Annotated in this window: 19 protein-coding genes; 5 read left to right on the top strand and 14 right to left on the bottom strand. The window is 60.9% G+C overall.

Annotated features, from left to right (window positions below):
- Nucleotides 1–181 precede the first annotated feature (181 nt).
- The 3 genes from PSH94_RS00345 to PSH94_RS00335 are packed head-to-tail and all read left to right on the top strand — an operon-like array spanning nt 182 to nt 2,703.
- Nucleotides 182–1,189 carry a methionine ABC transporter ATP-binding protein gene (locus PSH94_RS00345; RefSeq protein WP_305436051.1) on the top strand — a complete coding sequence of 336 codons (1,008 nt, stop codon included), beginning with the start codon at nt 182–184 and terminating at the stop codon, nt 1,187–1,189.
- Complete coding sequence (locus PSH94_RS00340) at nt 1,189–1,881, top strand: methionine ABC transporter permease (protein WP_266245259.1); 693 nt, start codon at nt 1,189–1,191, stop codon at nt 1,879–1,881. The genes PSH94_RS00345 and PSH94_RS00340 overlap by 1 nt, the downstream gene beginning before the upstream one ends.
- Before the next feature lie 51 nt (nt 1,882–1,932).
- Nucleotides 1,933–2,703 carry a MetQ/NlpA family ABC transporter substrate-binding protein gene (locus PSH94_RS00335; RefSeq protein WP_266245257.1) on the top strand — a complete coding sequence of 257 codons (771 nt, stop codon included), beginning with the start codon at nt 1,933–1,935 and terminating at the stop codon, nt 2,701–2,703.
- A gap of 403 nt (nt 2,704–3,106) precedes the next feature.
- Here PSH94_RS00335 and PSH94_RS00330 read toward each other — a convergent pair whose 3' ends face one another.
- The 5 genes from PSH94_RS00330 to PSH94_RS00310 are packed head-to-tail and all read right to left on the bottom strand — an operon-like array spanning nt 3,107 to nt 7,033.
- The gene (locus PSH94_RS00330; protein ID WP_181077422.1) at nt 3,107–3,742 is read right to left on the bottom strand and encodes an SCO family protein; all 636 of its coding nucleotides are present in this window, start codon (nt 3,740–3,742) and stop codon (nt 3,107–3,109) included.
- Nucleotides 3,739–4,638, bottom strand: coding sequence for a heme o synthase (gene cyoE, locus PSH94_RS00325; protein WP_305436050.1), 900 nt, complete (start codon nt 4,636–4,638; stop codon nt 3,739–3,741). The genes PSH94_RS00330 and cyoE overlap by 4 nt, the downstream gene beginning before the upstream one ends.
- Complete coding sequence (locus PSH94_RS00320; RefSeq protein ID WP_305436049.1) at nt 4,626–5,705, bottom strand: heme A synthase; 1,080 nt, start codon at nt 5,703–5,705, stop codon at nt 4,626–4,628. The genes cyoE and PSH94_RS00320 overlap by 13 nt, the downstream gene beginning before the upstream one ends.
- Nucleotides 5,706–5,715: 10 nt before the next feature.
- Complete coding sequence (locus PSH94_RS00315; protein WP_181077427.1) at nt 5,716–6,300, bottom strand: hypothetical protein; 585 nt, start codon at nt 6,298–6,300, stop codon at nt 5,716–5,718.
- The gene (locus PSH94_RS00310; protein ID WP_181077429.1) at nt 6,266–7,033 is read right to left on the bottom strand and encodes an SURF1 family protein; all 768 of its coding nucleotides are present in this window, start codon (nt 7,031–7,033) and stop codon (nt 6,266–6,268) included. Before PSH94_RS00310 ends, PSH94_RS00315 begins: the two co-directional genes overlap by 35 nt.
- A gap of 33 nt (nt 7,034–7,066) precedes the next feature.
- Between PSH94_RS00310 and PSH94_RS00305 the strand changes: the two genes are divergently transcribed.
- Nucleotides 7,067–7,270, top strand: a complete 204-nt coding sequence (locus PSH94_RS00305) for a twin transmembrane helix small protein (protein WP_181077430.1) — start codon at nt 7,067–7,069, stop codon at nt 7,268–7,270.
- A 6-nt stretch (nt 7,271–7,276) separates the two neighbouring features.
- Here PSH94_RS00305 and PSH94_RS00300 read toward each other — a convergent pair whose 3' ends face one another.
- The 4 genes from PSH94_RS00300 to coxB all read right to left on the bottom strand — a co-directional run bounded on the left by PSH94_RS00300 (nt 7,277) and on the right by coxB (nt 11,617).
- Entirely contained in the window at nt 7,277–8,164 is an 888-nt protein-coding gene (locus PSH94_RS00300; protein ID WP_253509873.1) for a cytochrome c oxidase subunit 3, read from the bottom strand.
- Between the two features lie 35 nt (nt 8,165–8,199).
- Nucleotides 8,200–8,751: a cytochrome c oxidase assembly protein gene (locus PSH94_RS00295; protein WP_181077434.1), complete on the bottom strand. Its 552-nt coding sequence runs from the start codon at nt 8,749–8,751 to the stop codon at nt 8,200–8,202.
- Nucleotides 8,752–8,841: 90 nt separating this feature from the next.
- Entirely contained in the window at nt 8,842–10,431 is a 1,590-nt protein-coding gene (ctaD, locus tag PSH94_RS00290) for a cytochrome c oxidase subunit I (protein ID WP_034101690.1), read from the bottom strand.
- A gap of 58 nt (nt 10,432–10,489) precedes the next feature.
- Nucleotides 10,490–11,617: a cytochrome c oxidase subunit II gene (coxB, locus tag PSH94_RS00285; RefSeq protein ID WP_181077437.1), complete on the bottom strand. Its 1,128-nt coding sequence runs from the start codon at nt 11,615–11,617 to the stop codon at nt 10,490–10,492.
- 368 nt (nt 11,618–11,985) lie between these two features.
- Between coxB and PSH94_RS00280 the strand changes: the two genes are divergently transcribed.
- Nucleotides 11,986–12,633, top strand: coding sequence for a hypothetical protein (locus PSH94_RS00280; RefSeq protein ID WP_305436048.1), 648 nt, complete (start codon nt 11,986–11,988; stop codon nt 12,631–12,633).
- A 57-nt stretch (nt 12,634–12,690) separates the two neighbouring features.
- Here PSH94_RS00280 and PSH94_RS00275 read toward each other — a convergent pair whose 3' ends face one another.
- The 5 genes from PSH94_RS00275 to PSH94_RS00255 all read right to left on the bottom strand — a co-directional run bounded on the left by PSH94_RS00275 (nt 12,691) and on the right by PSH94_RS00255 (nt 19,519).
- Nucleotides 12,691–14,238 carry a SulP family inorganic anion transporter gene (locus PSH94_RS00275; RefSeq protein WP_253509872.1) on the bottom strand — a complete coding sequence of 516 codons (1,548 nt, stop codon included), beginning with the start codon at nt 14,236–14,238 and terminating at the stop codon, nt 12,691–12,693.
- 85 nt (nt 14,239–14,323) lie between these two features.
- A complete protein-coding gene (locus PSH94_RS00270; RefSeq protein WP_181077441.1) occupies nt 14,324–15,055 on the bottom strand; it encodes a carbonic anhydrase in 732 nt (243 codons plus the stop codon).
- Between the two features lie 227 nt (nt 15,056–15,282).
- Nucleotides 15,283–16,341, bottom strand: coding sequence for a PA0069 family radical SAM protein (locus PSH94_RS00265; protein ID WP_305436047.1), 1,059 nt, complete (start codon nt 16,339–16,341; stop codon nt 15,283–15,285).
- An 82-nt stretch (nt 16,342–16,423) separates the two neighbouring features.
- Nucleotides 16,424–17,722, bottom strand: a complete 1,299-nt coding sequence (locus tag PSH94_RS00260) for a cytochrome c (RefSeq protein ID WP_305436046.1) — start codon at nt 17,720–17,722, stop codon at nt 16,424–16,426.
- Nucleotides 17,723–17,734: 12 nt separating this feature from the next.
- Nucleotides 17,735–19,519: a GMC family oxidoreductase gene (locus tag PSH94_RS00255; RefSeq protein WP_181077446.1), complete on the bottom strand. Its 1,785-nt coding sequence runs from the start codon at nt 19,517–19,519 to the stop codon at nt 17,735–17,737.
- Nucleotide 19,520: the final 1 nt, after the last annotated feature.

Below are 19,520 nucleotides of genomic sequence, written 5' to 3'. Positions count from 1 at the left end.
GTTGCTTAAATAGGGACTGACAGGGTTTTGCGCCGTTCCTTTTTTATGACCTTTGATCGCGTTATTGCCAAATCGCTGGTTGGATGCGAAATAAATGCTAAGAAACGCTAAACGGACAGGCTAAAATGCGCGCCCGGCTAACCGCTGATCCCCTTTTCATGCGCCCCACAAGGTTCGCTACGTGATCGAGTTTCAAAACGTCCATAAAACCTACCGTGTCGACGGTAGGGATATCCCCGCGCTGCATCCCACCAGCCTGCGTGTCGAGAACGGCCAGGTGTTCGGCCTGATCGGCCATTCGGGTGCGGGTAAAAGCACACTGCTACGCCTGATCAACCGCCTGGAAGAGCCCAGTGGCGGTCAGATCACGGTCGATGGCGAAGAAGTCACCGCCCTGGACGCCAACGGCCTGCGCCGTTTCCGCCAGCAGGTCGGCATGATCTTCCAGCACTTCAACCTGCTGGCGTCCAAGACTGTCGCCGACAACGTGGCGCTGCCGTTGACCCTGGCCGGCGATTTGTCGCGCAAGGCTATCGACCAACGCGTGGCTGAACTGCTGGCCCGCGTCGGCTTGTCGGACCACGCCAAAAAGTACCCGGCGCAATTGTCCGGCGGCCAGAAGCAACGCGTCGGCATCGCCCGCGCCCTGGCGACCAAGCCCAAGATTTTGCTGTGCGACGAAGCCACCAGCGCACTCGACCCGCAGACCACCGCGTCGGTCCTGCAACTGCTGGCTGAAATCAACCGCGAGTTGAAGCTGACCATCGTGCTGATCACCCATGAAATGGACGTGATCCGTCGCGTATGCGACCAGGTCGCCGTGATGGACGCCGGTGTGATCGTGGAGCAAGGCCCTGTGGCCGATGTGTTCCTGCACCCCAAGCACCCGACCACCAAGCGTTTCGTACAGGAAGCCGAACAGGTCGACGAAGGCGAACAGCGCGATGACTTCGCCCACGTACCAGGCCGCATCGTGCGGCTCACGTTCCAAGGCGAGGCGACCTACGCGCCATTGCTGGGTACCGTCGCCCGCGAAACGGGGGTGGACTACAGCATCCTGGCCGGCCGAATCGACCGCATCAAAGACATCCCCTACGGGCAACTGACCCTCGCCTTCACTGGCGGTGACATGGAAGCCGCATTTGCGCGCTTCACCGCCGCCGACGTCCACATGGAGGTGCTGCGCTAATGGACCTGTTCCTGAATTTCTTCGCCGACATCGACTGGTCCGAAATCTGGCTCGCCACCGGCGATACCATGACCATGCTGCTCGGCTCGCTGTTCTTCACGGTCGTGCTGGGCCTGCCCCTGGGCGTGCTGCTGTTCTTGACCAGCCCACGTCAGCTGTTCGAGCAAAAAGGCTTGTACGCCTTTCTGTCGCTGGTCGTGAACATGCTGCGTTCGCTGCCGTTCATCATCCTGCTGATCGTGATGCTTCCATTAACCAAACTGATCACCGGCATATACATGGACGAGGCCACCACGCTGGGCGTTGCGGGCGCGATTCCGCCGCTGGTTATCGGCGCCACGCCATTCTTCGCACGTCTGGTGGAAACCGCCCTGCGTGAAGTGGACCGCGGCATCATCGAGGCCACGCAGTCGATGGGTGCCAGCACGCGCCAGATCATCACCAACGCCTTGCTACCCGAAGCACGCCCCGGCATTTTCGCGGCAATTACCGTGACCGCGATTACACTGGTTTCCTATACGGCGATGGCCGGCGTGGTCGGTGCCGGTGGGCTGGGCGACCTGGCGATCCGTTTCGGTTACCAGCGTTTCCAGGACAATGTAATGGTGGTCACCGTGGTGATGCTGATGATCCTGGTGCAAATTCTGCAAACCGTCGGCGACAAGCTGGTGGTGCACTTTTCTCGCAAATAACGGCCATGGCCGGCCTGGTGCCGGCAGATGCCCGAACAAGGAGCTTGCTGGATGAAAAAACTACTGGTTGCTTTCGCCGCCGTTGCCGCGTTTTCCGCTCACGCCGAGACCATCAAGGTCGCTGCTTCGCCAGTGCCGCATGCGCAAATCCTGGAATTCGTGAAGCCTGCGCTGGCCAAAGAAGGCGTGGACCTGCAGATCAAAGTCTTCACCGACTACGTGCAGCCCAACGTACAAGTGGCCGAAAAGCGCCTGGACGCCAACTTCTTCCAGCACCAGCCATACCTGGATGAATTCAACAAAGCCAAAGGCACTCACCTGGTGAGTGTCGGCGCTGTGCACTTGGAGCCCCTGGGCGCGTACTCGAGCAAATTCAAGAAGCTGGACGAGCTGCCAAGCGGCGCCAACGTTGTGATCCCGAACGACGCCACCAACGGCGGCCGAGCCCTGCTGCTTCTGGCCAACAACGGCCTGATTACCCTGAAGGACCCAACCAACATTCTGTCGACCACCAAAGACATTACCGCCAACCCGAAAAACCTGAAGTTCCGCGAACTGGAAGCCGCCACCCTGCCGCGCGTGCTGACCCAGGTCGACCTGGCGCTGATCAACACCAACTACGCCCTGGAAGCCAAGCTGGACCCTTCCAAGGACGCCCTGTTGATTGAAGGCAGCGACTCGCCGTATGTGAACATCCTGGTCACCCGCGAAGACAACAAGGACGCGGACGCCGTGAAGAAACTGATCGCCGCTTTGCACACCCCTGAGGTGAAGCAATTCATCGAAGAAAAATACAAAGGCGCGATCAAGCCGGCGTTCTGATCCTGAAGAAACAACCTGATCCCCAGTCCACTCGCGATCAACAATATGGGAGGGGGCTTGCTCCCGATAGCAATGCTTCAGTCGGCATCTACATCGACTGGCACTCTGCTATCGGGGGCAAGCCCCCTCCCACATTAGGTTTGTGCAAGATTCGAATGTGCTAATCGACGACCAACCGTAGTGCCTCTGACATCGGCCACCTGATGGGCTTGCATCTCGATTCAGCATTACGGCGTGAACTCGATTCCGATCAACAGCAGACGCTGGCCCCGATCCCTCAGGCAACACAAAGCAAATGTGGGAGGGGGCTTGCCCCCGATGGCAGTGCTTCAGTCGGCATCTACATCGGCTGACACTCTGCTATCGGGGCAAGCCCCCTTCCACATGTGTGGTGTGTCGGCTATTACTGACGCTGCAACAACCCTGGCAATTGCGCCACCAGCTTCTGGTTGTTCAACGGCGCGCGGATAAAACCACGTTGCGTACCGTCCGGGCCGATCAGCGCGAGGTTGCCGCTGTGATCGACGGTGTAGTTGGGCTTGCTGGTATCGGCCGGGATGAACGGGATACTCACGGCGTTCGAGACCTTTTGCACCTCAGCCACATTTGCGCCGGTCAGACCCTGGAATTGCGGATCGAAATAGCCCAGGTATTGCTTGAGCTGGGTCGGGGTATCGCGGTTGGGGTCGACGCTCACCAGGATCACCTGAAGTTTATCCACAACGTCCTTGGGCAGCTCGCTTTTGATCTGGCGCAGCTGGGCGAGGGTAGTAGGGCAGATGTCCGGGCAGAAGGTGTAGCCGAAGAACAGCAGACTCCACTTGCCCTTCAATTCATTGATCAGCACCGGCTGGCCGTCCTGATTGGCCATGGTCACCGGCGGCAGCGCACGGCTTTGCGGCAGCAGGATAATGCCGGCGTCGATTAACGCGGTCGGGTCGCCCTGGCCTTTGCCGTTGAGCACTTTGTTGACGGTCAGGCCCATGATCAACGCGACGATGGCCACCAGGATAAAGACGGTTTTTTGAGTTCGAGTCATAGGTTCAACAGTAAGTAGTGGTCTACGAGCAGCGCGATAAACAGCAGGAACAGGTACCAGACAGAGTACTTGAAGGTGTTGATCGCCGCGTGCGGCCGACCGCCACGGTACAACACCCAGGCCCATTGCAGAAAGCGCGCACCCAAGACCAGCGCGCAACCCAGGTAGAGCGGGCCGCTCATATGGATCACATAGGGCATAAGGCTTACCGCCAGCAGGGCGAAGGTGTAGAGCAGGATATGCACCTTGGTGTAATGCTCGCCGTGGGTTACCGGCAGCATCGGAATATCGGCCTTGGCATATTCCTCCTTGCGGTGAATGGCCAGGGCCCAGAAGTGCGGCGGGGTCCAGGCGAAGATAATCAGCACCAGCAGCAGCGGCTCGGCGCTGACATGCCCGGTAACCGCAACCCAGCCCAGCAACGGCGGCGCGGCCCCGGCCAGGCCGCCGATGACGATATTCTGCGGCGTCGCGCGCTTGAGAAAACCCGTGTAGATCACCGCATAGCCCAATAACGACGCCAAGGTCAGCCACGCCGCCAGCGCATTGGTAAACGCCAGCAACAGCGTAAGCCCGGCCACCGCCAACACCAACGCAAAGGCCAGCGCGGCCACGGGCTGCACGCGCCCTTGCGCCAGCGGCCGCTTGTGGGTGCGAGCCATCACGGCGTCGATCCGCCGGTCCACCACGTGGTTGATCGCCGCCGCGCCGCCGGCGCACAGAGCGATCCCCAGGTTGCCGAAAACCAGTACTGTCCACGGCACCCCTGCGCGGGTTGCGAGAAACATACCGACCAGGGACGTGATCAGCATCAGCACCACCACTTTCGGCTTGGTCAGCTCCAGATAGTCGCGCCAGAGCGCCTGGTCGTGCCGCGCGCCGGTCAAGGTCGCCATGGCATCTCTCCTTTAAGGGTGATCAGGCCCGATACCGGTTTGCGCGGGATAAAACGCCAGCCGTACGGCCGCTGACTGCGCGCCCGCACCAGGCTGGTACGCGCGTGGTAATTGACCAGCACCAGCGTCAGCAACAACCCGGCGCCACCGGAGTTATGGGCCACGGCCACCGGCAGCGGCAGATGGAAATACACATTGCTCAAGCCCAGGCCGATCTGCGCGGCCAGGGCGATCAGCAACAGGCCCGCCAGCCGCGTCATGCCCACTGCGCGCAGTTGCCAGGCCAGGCCGAGCAGAGCCAAAGTGACGATAACCGCGCCCACGCGGTGGGTCAGGTGAATGGCCGTGCGCGCCTCGCTGTCGAGTTGCCCGCCCAGGTAGTTCGGGCCGATGTGCTGGGTCAGGTGAAAGCCGTTGGCAAAGTCCGCCGCCGGCCACCATTGACCATGGCAGGTAGGCAGGTCGATGCAGGCCACCGCCGCGTAGTTGGAGCTCACCCAGCCGCCCAGGGCGATCTGTCCGATCACCAGCACCAGCCCGGCCGTCGCCCAATACTGCAGGCGCCTGGGCACGACCAGCGCCGGCAGTACGCCGGACAATCGCAGGGTCAACAGGAACAGCAGGCTCAAGGTGGCAAAGCCGCCCAGCAGATGCCCGGTGACGACCTGGGGCCACAGCTTCAACGTCACCGTCCACATGCCGAACGCGGCCTGGGCAACTACAACGACCAACAAAAACAGCGGCAATTTCACCGGCTGGCCGGAATCGCGCCGATGGCTCCAGCACCGCGCCGCCAGCACGCCGATCACCAACCCCAGGGTGCCGGCGAAGTAGCGGTGGATCATCTCGCTCCAGCCTTTGCCAGCCTCCACCGGCGTATCGGGAAAATGCAGCTCGGCATGGGCTAGCTGGGCTTCGCTGTTGGGCACGGCGATAAAGCCGTAGCAACCGGGCCAGTCAGGGCAGCCCAGGCCGGCGTGGGTCAGGCGCGTATAGGCACCGAGCAGCACGACGATCAGCGCCAGCAGGGTGGCAAACAACGCGAGGCGAAATCCAGGTTTGGCCATGACGATGCCCTTATCCGATATTTGACAGTTTCAGCAGGTGACGCAGGTCGTTGAGCAGATCCTTGCCCTTGACCGTGGCGTCGTAGCGCAGAACCAGGTTGCCGTGGGGGTCGACGATCCACAGCTGCGCCTCACCCGGCGCGGCGGCGTTTCGGTTGAAGGTCGACAGATCCAGCACATAGCGTTGCAACTGCGGATATTCGGCCTTGAGCCTGGCGTCGTAGTCCGCACTCAGCGGCTGCGCGCTGGCCAGCGCGTGGCTGGCGCGGGAGGCATCGCGCCCCAGACCGATCTGCAGCTGCCGGGCCAGATACACCAGTTGCCGGCAATCGGTGGCGCAGGCGGTGGGCGCGGTCACCAACAGTTGCCAGCGCTGCTCGTCGGCCTGCACGCCGATATCGGCGCGGGTCTGGCCATCACCGATCATCTCGCCGTGATAGCTGCGGCTGTCAGGCACCCAGAACTGCAGCTTGTACATGAGCGTGGCCAACACCATCGGGCCGATGACCATCAGCAGGATCAGGATCAATTGCCAGCGACCTTTGCGGCGGTCGGGCAGCTCAGACAGGTCGGGTGGATTCATGGCCGCTCCCATGGGGCTTCTCCTTTTTTGTGTGGTGCCATCCGAGATAGAGATAAAGCGCCAGCAGCGCCACTGCCATGGCGAACCACTGCACGGCATACGCCAAGTGTTTTTCCGGCCCCATGGCCACTACCGGCCACTGGGTTTCGTAGGTGGCAGGACCAGGTTCGGCGCGCAGCTCGTAGGCATAACCGCTGCGGCCCAGCTCCGCCCACAATGCGACCGGGTGCAGTGCGGTGAGCAAGCGCGGCCAACTCGACACGACCGGGTCGGCCTGCAACTGGAAGGTCTCGCCCGGTGCCACGTACACCCAGGCGTCGAGATTCAGCGGTTGTTCAGGGGTGGTGAAGGCCGGCGGCGTGCGCCGGTCCGGCCAGGGCAGCCAGCCGCGATTGAGCAGCAACCACAGACCGCTGGCCTGGTCATGGAAGGGTTGCAGCAGCTCGACGCCGGCCTTGCCATCGCGCATGCGGTTGTCGAGCAGTACGCTGTGTTCGGCATCGAACCGCCCGCGCAGGTGAACTCGGCGAAATGCGGGGTCCACCTGTTGCGTGAGCTGGTCGCTGGTGATGGGTTCGGCGGCGCGGCGCTCTGCGTAGCTGTCCATCAACGCCTGCTTTTCCTGGCCGCGAGACAGCTGCCAGCAGCCCAGCCCCACCATCAGCGGTAACAGCAGTAGCACCACTACCGTCGGCGCGATACCGGGACGAAAGCGCTGCCAGGCACTGGCTATACTGGATTCCATCGCCCCTCCCCTTGAAAGCCCAGGAGCCGCACCATGCTCAAAGCAGCCATTGCCCTGATGCTGATCGCGACCGTCGTGAGCCTGTTCAGTGGCTTGTTCTTCCTCGTCAAGGACGAGGGCCACTCCAGCCGCCTCGTCACCGCCCTGACCGTGCGCGTGGTGCTGGCCGTGATCACCCTGGGATTGATCACCTGGGGCTTTTTCAGCGGCCAGCTGGTGTCGCACGCGCCGTGGTGAAACGCCTCACAGCACGTATACGAAGAAAAACAGGCCGATCCACACCACATCCACAAAGTGCCAATACCAACTGGCCGCTTCGAAGCCGAACTGGTGCTCGGCATTGAAATGCCCACGCAGGATGCGCATCAGCATCACAAATAGAATGACCGTGCCGATGGTGACGTGGGCGCCGTGGAAACCGGTGAGCATAAAGAACGTCGCGCCGTACACGCCCGAGCCCAATGTCAGGCCCAGTTCCTTATATGCATGGATATATTCCTCAGCCTGGAACCCCAGGAACGCCAGGCCCAGCAGAACAGTGATAGCCAACCAGAGTTTCAGCGCGCCGCGATGGCCTTTGCGCAGGGCATGGTGGGCGATGGTGATGGTGACGCTGGAACTGACCAGCAGAATCGTATTGACCAGCGGCAAGCCCCACGGGCTGATAGTGCCTTCCGGCGCAGGGTAGAGTTTCGGGTCCGGGTTGTTGAGCAACGGCCAGGCAAATTCAAAGTTCGGCCACAGCATGTGCGCAATGCCTTTGGGACCTTCGCCGGCCAACGCGGGACCGGACACATGGCGCACATAGAACAGCGCGCCGAAGAACGCGATAAAGAACATCACTTCGGAAAAGATGAACCAGCTCATCCCCCAGCGGAACGAGCGATCCATCTGCGCACTGTACAAACCGGCGCGACTTTCCTTTATTACCGCGCCGAACCAGCCGAACAGCATGTAGGCCAACAGCAAGCCACCGACGAAAAAGATCCACGGCCCGTGGGATTCCGGGCGCGCCGCCTTGAGATCGTTGAACCACAGACCCAGGCCGTACACGGTGGTCAACAGGCCGAACGTGGCAATTATTGGCCATTTGCTTTGCGCTGGTACGTAGTACGTATCATGAGTCGACATGTATTCGCTCTCCTGATTGAGCGGGCAAACAGTAGCTAGCCGCCGCTGTGGGCGGCCACGGGCGGTTGGCGCGCGGTGATATCAAACAGCGTGTACGCCAGGGTCAGATGCTTCACATCCTTGGGCATGTCACGGTCGACGATGAAACGCACGGGCATTTCGATGCGCTCGCCGGGCTGCAGCACTTGCTGTGTGAAGCAAAAGCACTCGGTTTTGTGGAAGTACACCGCCGCTTCGGCCGGGGAAATGCTCGGGATCGCCTGCGCAGTCATCGGTTTTTTGCTGGGGTTGTAGGCTACGAACAGCATCTCGTTGACCGCCCCGGGGTTGACCACCAGCTCATCGGCCTTGGAGCGAAATTCCCAGACCATGTCGATGGCATTAGTGGCCAGAAACTGCACGCGCACTTGGCGCGACGGGTCCACTACCTGCGAGCCCTCGTACTGCCCTGCGGTCTTGCCGTTGATGCCGAACGCCTTGCACATCACGTCATAGATGGGCACCAGCGCGAAGCCGAAGGCGAACATCGCCACTACCAGGATCAACAGCCGGGTGACCAGGCGCTTGAGGGGCACGGAGTCAGCCATGGCGTCCACCTGCTGCGCCGCAAACCAGGCTGATGTCGGCTGACATACCGTCATCGCGGGCAAGTCCCCTCCCACAAGGGATCAGCGTCTTCATTTGACCTCCGGCGGCGTGGTGAAGGTGTGGTACGGCGCCGGCGATGGAATGCTCCATTCCAACCCTTCGGCGCCATCCCACGGTTTGGCCGGTGCCGGTGGGCCGCCACGGATGCACTTGATCACGATAAACAGGAAGAAGATTTGCGTGGCGCCAAACATGAACGCGCCGATCGACGACACCATGTTGAAGTCGGCGAACTGCAGGTTGTAGTCCGGCACCCGCCGCGGCATGCCGGCCAGGCCCACGAAGTGCATCGGGAAGAACGCCATGTTCATGCCCACGAAAGACAGCCAGAAGTGCAGCTTGCCCAGGGTTTCGTCGTACATGTGGCCGGTCCATTTCGGCAGCCAGTAGTACGCCGAAGCGAAAATGCCGAAGATCGCGCCGGGCACCAGTACGTAATGGAAGTGCGCCACCACGAAGTAGGTGTCGTGGTATTGGAAGTCCGCCGGCGCAATGGCCAGCATCAAGCCGGAGAAACCGCCGATGGTGAACAGGATCACGAAGGCCACGGCGAACAGCATCGGCGTCTCGAAGGTCAGCGAGCCTTGCCACATGGTGCTCACCCAGTTGAACACCTTCACCCCCGTCGGCACGGCGATCAGCAACGTGGCGTACATGAAGAACAACTCGCCCACCAGCGGAATGCCCACCACGAACATATGGTGCGCCCACACGATGAACGACAGGAACGCGATGCTCGCCGTGGCGTAGACCATCGAGGTGTAACCGAACAGCGGCTTGCGCGAAAAAGTCGGGATGATCGAGCTGACGGCGCCGAAGGCCGGCAGGATCATGATGTACACCTCGGGGTGGCCGAAGAACCAGAACACGTGCTGGAACAGCACCGGATCACCGCCACCGGCGGCACTGAAGAAGCTGGTGCCGAAGTGAATATCCATCAGCATCATGGTCACGCAGCCCGCCAGCACCGGCATCACCGCAATCAGCAGGAAGGCGGTGATCAGCCAGGTCCACACAAACAGCGGCATCTTCATCAACGTCATGCCGGGGGCGCGCAGGTTGAGGATGGTGGCGACCACGTTGATCGCACCCATGATCGAGCTGATGCCCATCAGGTGGATGGCGAAGATGAAAAACGTCACGCTTTCCGGCGCATACGTGGTGGAGAGCGGCGCATAGAAGGTCCAGCCGAAATTCGGCCCTCCGCCCGGCGTGAACAAGGTCGACACCAACAACAGGAACGCCGCCGGCAACAGCCAGAAGCTGAAGTTGTTCATGCGTGGCAGCGCCATGTCGGGCGCGCCGATCATCAGCGGGATCATCCAGTTGGCCAGGCCGACAAACGCCGGCATTACCGCGCCGAACACCATGATCAGACCGTGCATCGTGGTCATCTGGTTGAAGAACGCCGGCTCCACGATCTGCAACCCCGGCTGAAATAACTCGGCGCGGATCACCATGGCGAAGGAGCCGCCCAGCAGGAACATGGTGAAGGCGAACCACAGATACATCGTGCCGATGTCTTTGTGGTTGGTGGTCAGCACCCAGCGCATCAATCCTTTGGCGGGGCCGTGGGCGTGGTCACTGGCGTGGCCATGGTCATCGATCACAGCGCTCATGGCCGTTCTCCTGCAAAAGAAGGGGCGGGGCGGTTCAGGGCATTTGCAATGAAAGAAGTCATTTGCTTTCCGCCTGCTTGATGGCCAACACATCTTTAGGCGTGACCATGTCGCCCTTGTTGTTGCCCCACGCGTTGCGCTCGTAGGTCACTACGGCGGCGATATCCACTTCCGAGAGCTGCTTGCCGAACGCGGCCATCGCAGTGCCAGGCTTACCGTGGTAGACAAGGCTCAGGTGATCGGCCGCAGGCCCGGTGGCAATTTTCGAGCCCTTGAGCGCCGGGAACATCGGCGGCAAGCCCTGGCCCTCAGCCTGGTGACAGGCCACACAAGTGGTGTGGTAAACCTTGTCGCCACGGGCCACCAGCTCTTCAAGGGTCCACTCTTTGGAGGTCAGCTCCTTGAGCTTGGCGGCGTCGGCCTTGCGCTCGCCGAGCCAGGTGTCGTAGTCGGCCTTGGATTTGACTTCCACCACGATGGGCATGAAGCCGTGGTCCTTGCCGCACAGCTCAGCGCATTGACCACGGTAGAGGCCAGGCTTTTCGATACGGGTCCAGGCTTCGTTGACGAATCCGGGGATGGCGTCACGCTTGACCGCAAACGCCGGCACCCACCAGGAGTGGATCACATCGGCGGCGGTCACCAGAAAGCGCACCTTGGCGCCCACCGGCAGCACCAGCGGCTGGTCCACTTCCAGCAGGTAATGCTCGCCCTTGGTGGCCTGGTTACGGATCTGCTCCGCCGGCGTGGCCAGGTTGCTGAAGAATTCAACATCCTGGCCCAGGTATTTGTAATGCCATTTCCACTGGTAGCCGGTGACCTGGATATCGATGTCCGACTCACTGCTGTCATAGATATTGATCAGGGTCTTGGTGGCCGGGATGGCCATCGCGATCAGGATCAGCAGGGGCACGACCGTCCAGAGGATTTCCACGGTGGTGCTCTCGTGGAACTTGGCCGCGACCTGGCCGGTGGAGCGGCGGTGGACGATCATCGACCAGAACATGGCGCCGAACACGACGATGCCGATCACTACACAGATCCAGAAAATGGTCATGTGCAGGTCAAACACCGCGTGACTGACTTCTGTCGCCCCTGGCGCCATATTCGTGGTCCAGGCGGCGTGCGCCTGGCCGAATACCGACCACAACAGGAGGCCCATCCAAACATGTGGATGTCGCATCATTGCGAGTTCCCCTTATCGTTCTTGTTATCCCGCCGGTTGTGCACCTGCGTCGAAGGGAGCGGCTTCCATACTGCTTACAACCGCTTAGCCTTGCCTGCTTATGCAGTCTGGCGTCATCAGCTAATCGCGTACAAATCCGAGTATAGACAGGGTCTGCAACCCCGCAATGTGTAGGGGCAAATGAGCGAAAATGATCGGAGAAACTCAATAAACCCGGGTGCGGAATCGTTTTTCCGACGAACGATGGCTATTCGATATAACCCCTGCGCATAACCGTGAAATAATTATGACAAATGCGTCTTAGCCGCTCGTATAAACGAGCTAACTTATGCTGTCCCTATTCCTACACCTGCTTGACTGGAGCCTTCATGAACACCGCCGCATTGCGCGAGCAGATTTCCCGTGCCCATCAACACGAAGCCACAACGGGCCAGCTTGCCCTGCAACTGGAAAAACAATTGCCGGATCTGCATTCGGCCATTTCCCTTGCTGCTGATGATCGCAACTTAGTCATGACCCGCTTCGTCACTGCTTACATCGATCTTGTCCCGGAGTTGCTCGAGGCCGCCAACGACGTGGCCCGCGAAGCCGGTATCGAAAGCCAGATCAAGCCTGTGCTGAAGATCGCCGAGCATTTTTTCCTGCAGCCGCCCGCCATGCTGGAAGGTCATGAAGGGCTCGACGGCCTGCTGGACGAAGCGTACCTGGCCCATCGTCTGGTGGAAGAGGTCAACGACTTGTATATCAAACACTTTGGCCAGCCTCTGATTCCGGCGGATACCACCGTGGCCAACGTGATTGCCCATCAGTTGATCGGCGAAACGTTCGCCAACCAACTGGATGAAGTCGTACACCATGCCGTGGATGAAATGCTCAACGAAGACAGCTTTGCGCTGGAATCCGTCGAAGCCTATCGCGAGCAGCTCAAAAGCCCGGAGACGGAAGCGGCGTGGAAGCGCTGGCCTTGCCTTTCCCGCCAGCTGGGGGTTGAACTGGCGCTGGATCGCCCGGCTTAAACTTTCAATCTGATGTGGGAGGGAGCCGGTCCTCTCCCACATGTTGATTCGACTCGGTCAGCCGATAGAGGGTGCCGAGCCGATCCCCGTCGTCATCCTGATGCGGCCTTCGAGCCTGCGTTTCAACCCTCGCGCTTCAATCACCAACTTCGACCCTTTGGCAGCATTGGCCCGCCCCCATTCCTCCAGCAACTCCAGACAGGAATGATCGATGTAACTCAGGTTATTGAGCGGCACATGCACAGTGGTGCCGGCCGGCACGGTCGACAGCACCTGGGTCAGCGCCGGCACTTTGAGAAATGTCGCCGCGCCGATCAAGCGCAACTCCATCTCACCGTCCTGAGGCAGATCAATCAGGCTCACCTTCAAGCGTGACGCCTTGAACGCGAGCTTGACCAGCGTCAGACCAAAACCCACCAGCACGCCGGTCAGCAAGTCGGTGAAGATGATCGCCAGTGCGGTCGCGGCATAGGTAAACATCGGCATCCGGCCATAACGTCCCAATGCCTTGAAGGCCTTGAGGTCAACCAGCTTGATCCCGGTGTACACCAGCACACCCGCCAGGCTCGCCACCGGAATGCTTTGCAGCACGCTCGACAGCAGCAGCACAAAACCCAGCAGCCACACGCCGTGAAACATGGCAGACAATCGCGTGGTAGCACCGGCCTGTACGTTGGCCGAACTGCGCACGATTACACCGGTCATCGGCAGGGCGCCCACCAGGCCGCACAGCATGTTGCCTACGCCTTGGGCGGACAATTCCTTGTCGAAATCGGAACGTTGACCACTGTGCATGCGATCCACAGCGGCCGCGGAGAGCAGGGTTTCGGCACTGGCAATAAACGCAACGGCAAACGCGGCGATCAACAATTGTGGGTCGGCCAGGTTGAGCAGGTCGCTGGGGCGCAGCCAGTCGATCGCGTCGGCGAGGTTCTCGGGCACCTCAACCCGCTTGACCTGCAACGCCAGCACCAGGCTGGTGACCGTGGCCAGGCCGACACCGAGCAGGGCGCCCGGCACGAAGCGCAGCGACTGCGGGCGCAGCTTGTCCCACAGGTACATCACCAGCATCGTGGACAAGCCGAGCACTCCCGCCTGCCAGCCGAGGCCGCCACCGAGGGTGGGGATAGCTTCGACCAGTGCTGCCGGGAAGCCCGCCAGGTTATCCAGCCCCGAGGGCTTGGGCGCGCCATCGAGCATCACATGAATCTGCGACAGCACAATCAGCACGCCAATGCCCGCCAGCATGCCGTAGACCACCGCCGGTGCCGTCACGCGGAACCAGCAGCCCAGACGCAAACGCCCGGCCACCAGTTGCAGAAACCCCGCCAACAACAGGATCGGCCCCAGCATCAGCATGCCGTGCTGGCGCACCAACTCGAACACCAGCACCGCCAAACCCGCCGCCGGGCCGCTGACTTGCAGCGGCGACCCCGCCAGCCAGCCCACCACGAGGCCACCGATAATACCGGTGATCAGGCCCTTGGCCGGCGGCATGCCGGACGCAATGGCGATACCCATGCACAAGGGCAGGGCGACCAGAAACACAACCACCGAAGCAAGCAACTCCCGTGGCAATACAGCTTTCAATTGAGCAGCACGCATGATGGCTCTCCCGAGGCATTCGCCGGGCGCGGTAAAGCCTGGCTGCGTCCATGGCAGCCACCGCTTTACCCGGCAGGGAAGTGTTTTAGAAGCGCGCTTTAGGCGTCGCGCAAGGGATAGGTCCGGAACCGCTCAACGGTCGGAACGCCGATTCATCCGCATCGTAAGCGCGAATTTCGCTGGTCTCGATGTTGTAAATCCAGCCATGGATAAACAACTGACCGTTGGCCATGCGCGAAGCCACCGAAGGGTGGGTGCGCAAATGCTGCAACTGGGCGATGACGTTTTCTTCGGTCAGCACCTTCATGCTCTCGCCTTCATTGGCGCAGTCGCAGTTGTCATGAACCATGGCCTTGGCGACCTCGGCGTGCCGCAGCCAGGCCTTGACCGTCGGCATCTTCTCCAGGCTGTCGGGGTTGAGGACCGCGCGCATGGCGCCGCAATCGGAATGCCCGCAGACGATGATGTGTTGTACCCCGAGGGCGAGTACCGCGTACTCGATTGCCGTGGACACACCGCCGTTCATCTGCCCGTAAGGGGGCACTACGTTACCGACGTTACGGGTAACGAACAGGTCGCCGGGCGAACTTTGAGTAATCAGTTCAGGGACGATGCGCGAGTCGGCGCAGGTAATAAACATCGCCCTCGGGCTCTGGGCCGTGGCGAGTTTCTTGAAGAGTTCTTCCTGCTGAGGGAAGACGTCGTGATGGAAATGCAAAAAACCGTCAACGATATGCTGCAGCGCTGCATCGGCGGATTCCGCCACCTGAGGGGCTGATGCCGACGCAGCCAACGGCTGTTTATCCTTATCACTCATGATTCATCCTCTTGATTAATGCAGGGGAGTTTTCAGCTCAGTTCGACGCCTGGATAGTGGAATAGTTGTAAAACGCCGCGGGCTCCAGGGCCGACTCATCAGTCACTCGCCGAACAAGGTAACCATCGAAACTTAACTCAAACTGAATGAACCGCTCTAGATCGCGGGTTTCAGTGATATCAAAACGCGACTATTCCTACAGTAGCGGTGCATTCTTCCCAGCCAGTCTACAACAATGCCATTTGTCTGCCCGGTGGGCAGAACGCCTCGCAATCCAGATTGAAGCCTTCCCGGCGATCCATACCCAGGCGCTTGATCGCTTTGCTGAAGCGCTGCGCCAGCAGGTCGGCAAACGGCCCTTCACCGCGCATGCGTACGCCAAATCGACTGTCATACACCTCACCGCCCCGCACCTGGCGCACCAGGCTCATCACATGGGCGGCGCGCTGCGGGTAATGCGCCGCCAGCCACTCCTCGAACAGCGGCGCCACCTCCAGCGGCAGGCGCAACATCATGTAGGCCGCGCTCTGGGCTCCGGCGGTATGGGCCTCGGCCAAAAGGCTTTCCAGTTCGCTGTCGTTGATCATCGGGATCATCGGCGAACACAGTACGCCCACCGGTATCCCCGCCTCACGCATCACTCGAATCGCCCGCAACCGCGCCTTGGGCGCCGCCGTGCGCGGCTCAAGGATGCGCTTGAGTTCGTCGTCCAGGCTGGTGAGGCTGATCATCACCGCCACCAGACGCTGGCGCGCCAGCTCGGTGAGCAGATCCAGGTCGCGCAGGATCAGCGAGCCCTTGGTGATGATGGTCACCGGATGTCGGTAGCGCAGCAGCACCTCCAGGATCTGGCGGGTGATGCGGTACTCGCGCTCAATGGGCTGGTAGGGATCGGTATTGGAACCCAGGTTGATCGGTGCGCACACGTAGCCGGGCTTGGACAGTTGCTGCTCCAGCACGTCAGCCGCGTTGCTCTTGGCGATCAGCTTGGTTTCGAAATCCAGCCCCGGGGACATGTCCCAATAGGCATGGCTGGGCCGCGCGTAGCAGTAGATGCAGCCGTGTTCGCAGCCGCGATAGGGGTTGATCGAACGGTCGAACGGCAAATCCGGCGAGTTATTACGGGTGATGATGGTCTTGGCCGTTTCAATGCGCACTTCAGTGCCTTGGGTCGGCGGCACTTCCTGGTGCCAGCCGTCGTCTTCGGCCACGCTGACCGTGGGCGCAAAGCGGTTGTGCAGGTTAGTGGCCGTGCCCCGGCCACGGGGTGGCAGCGCAGTGGACATAAGAACGCCTCGATACTGTTTTTATATACAGTATCGAGGCGCGAAGGATCTGACCAGTGCCGTTTGGCGGGTCAGCACACTGTCAGTGCTTTTGCGTCACTTGCCCCAGATCGTCACCCGAGGTGGTGCGCATGTCGTTTTTGCGCAGGTCCGCCACTTCACTGGCCTTTACCGGCGCTCCCTGGTTGCCCCAACTGCCACGGATAAAACTCACCACATCCGCCACTTCCTGATCCGAAAGACGCCAGGCGAACGCCGGCATGGTGAAGGTGGACGGCGCCGTGTGGGTGGCCGGCAAAGTGCCGCCGTTCAACACGATGTTGATCAGCGACGTCGCGTCCGCCGTCTGCAACACCGGGTTGCCCGCCAGCGCCGGGAACACCCGCGTATAACCATGCCCGTCGGTACGGTGGCACGCCGCGCAGTTGTCGATATACACCGAGGCGCCGCGCTGGCTGTCGTCGCCCTTCCACAGGGCTTGCGCCACCTGCTTGTCGTACTGGTGCGGCTGATCCTTGGGGTCCACCACCGGCAGACTCTTGAGGTACCGGGCGATAGCCGTCAGGTCGTCTTGCGACAGGTACTGCATGCTGTGCACTACCACATCGCTCATGCCGCCAAACACTGCGCTGCGGTCGCTGCGACCGGTCTTGAGAAATTGCACCAATTGTTCCTCGCTCCAACTACCGAGCCCGTCCTTGTGGTCACCGCGCAGGCTTTTGGCGATCCAGCCTTCCAACGGCGCACTGCCGGACAGAAACGCGCTGCCGTCCTGAGCACTCAGGGCTTTTTCCTGCATGGTCAGGGCGCGCGGCGTATGGCACGCGCCACAGTGGCCAAGGCCCTCCACCAGATAGGCGCCGCGACTGATCACCGGGTCGGCCCCCGCCTTGGCCTGGTAGTCCTCAACGGCCGGCGCAAACATCCAGCGCCACGCCGTCAACGGCCAGCGCATGCTCAACGGCCAGGGAATATCGCTGTCCTTGTTCTCCTGGGCGACCGGCTCGACGCCTTTCATGAAATACGCGTACAACGCCTGCATATCGCTTTCGCTGACACGAGCGTAAGACGGGTAGGGCATGGCTGGGTAAAGCGTACTACCGCTTTTGGCGACACCCTGGCGCACGGCCTTGTCGAAGTCCTCGAAGCTGTAATCACCCAGGCCGGTCTTGTCCGGGGTGATGTTGGTGGAATAGATCACACCGATGGGGGTTTCCATCGGCAGGCCACCGGCGAAGGGTTTGCCGCCCTTGGCGGTGTGGCAGGCCACGCAGTCACCGGCACGAGCAAGGTATTCGCCCTGCTTGATCAAGTCGGTTTCTGCGGCGCTGATCGAGCAACTGCTGAGCAGCGCCAAGGTCGCGATAACGAATTTTTTCATGCTCATCGCTCCTTATGCCTGAACCAGCGGGCCGGGATTTTTCAGGTACTGCTCGCGAATCGCACGGGCCGACCAATAAGTCAGTGCCGCCACCAGGCCGGTAGGGTTGTAGCCCAAGCCTTGTGGGAAAGCGGATGCGCCCGGGACAAACACGTTGTGTACATCCCAGCATTGCAGGTAGCGGTTCAACGCACTGGTTTTCGGGTCGGTGCCCATGATCGCGCCACCGTTGAGGTGGGTGGTCTGGTAAGACGCAGTGTTGAAGTGCTCACCGACCTTCTTGCCCAACACGGCGATCGCCTTGGGGTTCATTGCCTGAGCGACCTTGCCCATCTTCTCGACCATGAAGCGGTTCATCTTGATGTCGTTTTCCTGCCAATCGAATGTCATCCGCAGCAATGGCAGGCCGTAGGCATCGCGGTAGACCGGGTCCAGATCCAGGTAATTACCCCGGTAGGATTGATGGGCGCCGTGGGCATCCATCGACACCTGATGGGTGTAGTAATCAGCGGTGGCGCGCTTCCAGGCACTGCCCCAGGCGGGCGTACCTGGAGGATTGGACGTGCCGGCGATCGGCCGGCTGCCGGCCTGGTTGACCCACATCGGCGAGCCGCCGACGAAACCGTGGGGGCCGTGGTCGAAGTTATCGGCGTTGAAGTCATCGATGGCCACACCGTTGCCGCCTGCACCGATGAAGTTATTGGTGTGCGTGTCTTTGTCGAAGAACGCCTTGATGGTGGCCATGTTCTGGTAAGCGAAATTCTTGCCCACCACGCCTTCGCCACTGATCGGGTCGTAAGGCTTGCCGATACCCGACAGCAGCATCAAGCGCACGTTGTGGAACTGGAACGCGCCAAGAATCACCAAGTCCGCCGGCTGCTCGCACTCGCGACCCTGGCCGTCGATGTAGGTCACGCCGGTGGCCTTGCTCTTGGTACTGTCGAGATTGACCTTGAGTACGTGGGAATTGGGCCTCAGTTCGAAATTCGGCACCTGCCGCAGCGCCGGCAGGATGTTCACGTTCGGCGACGCCTTGGAGTACATGTAGCAGACGTAGCCACTGCAGAACCCGCAGAAATTGCATGGCCCCATCTGCGCCCCGTAGGGGTTTGTGTATGGTCCCGAGGTGTTGGCGGATGGCAGGTTGTAGGGTTTGTAACCCACCTCGGCAGCCGCCTTCTGAAACAGCTGTGCAGAGACGGTGTTTTTCTGCGACTCCAGCGGGAACGGGTTGGAGCGGTCCGGCGCATAAGGGTTACCGCCGCGGCCTTCACCCACCACTTGACCCTTGACGGTCCAGGCCTGGCCGGAGGTGCCGAAGACTTTCTCCGCGTAATCAAAGAACGGCTCCAGCTCTTCGTAACTGACGCCGAAGTCCTGGATAGTCATGTCCTTGGGAATGAAATGCTTGCCGTAGCGCTCTTCATAGTGGCTGCGCATGCGCAACTCGATCGGGTCGACACGGAAATGCACGCCGGACCAATGCAGGCCCGCTCCACCCACACCGTTGCCCGGCAGAAATGCGCCCAGCTGACGGTTGGGCAGGGCGACGTCATTCACGCTATGGCGAATGGTCACGGTCTCTTTGGAAATGTCCTGGAAGAGTTTTTTACGTACGCTGTAGGTCAGTTCGTCGATGACCTGGGGATAGTTGCCATCGGGGTAAGTGTCCTGCATCGGGCCGCGCTCCAGCGCAACCACGTTCAAACCCGCTTCCGTCAGCTCCTTGGCCATGATCGCGCCGGTCCAGCCAAAACCTACGATCACCGCATCGACTTTTTTCATGATGGTCGCCACG

This window comes from Pseudomonas sp. FP2254, from assembly GCF_030687695.1.
Taxonomy (GTDB): Bacteria; Pseudomonadota; Gammaproteobacteria; order Pseudomonadales; family Pseudomonadaceae; genus Aquipseudomonas; species Aquipseudomonas quebecensis.
Note: the sequence above shows the minus strand (reverse complement) of the source record. Positions and strands in the feature narration are given on the sequence as shown.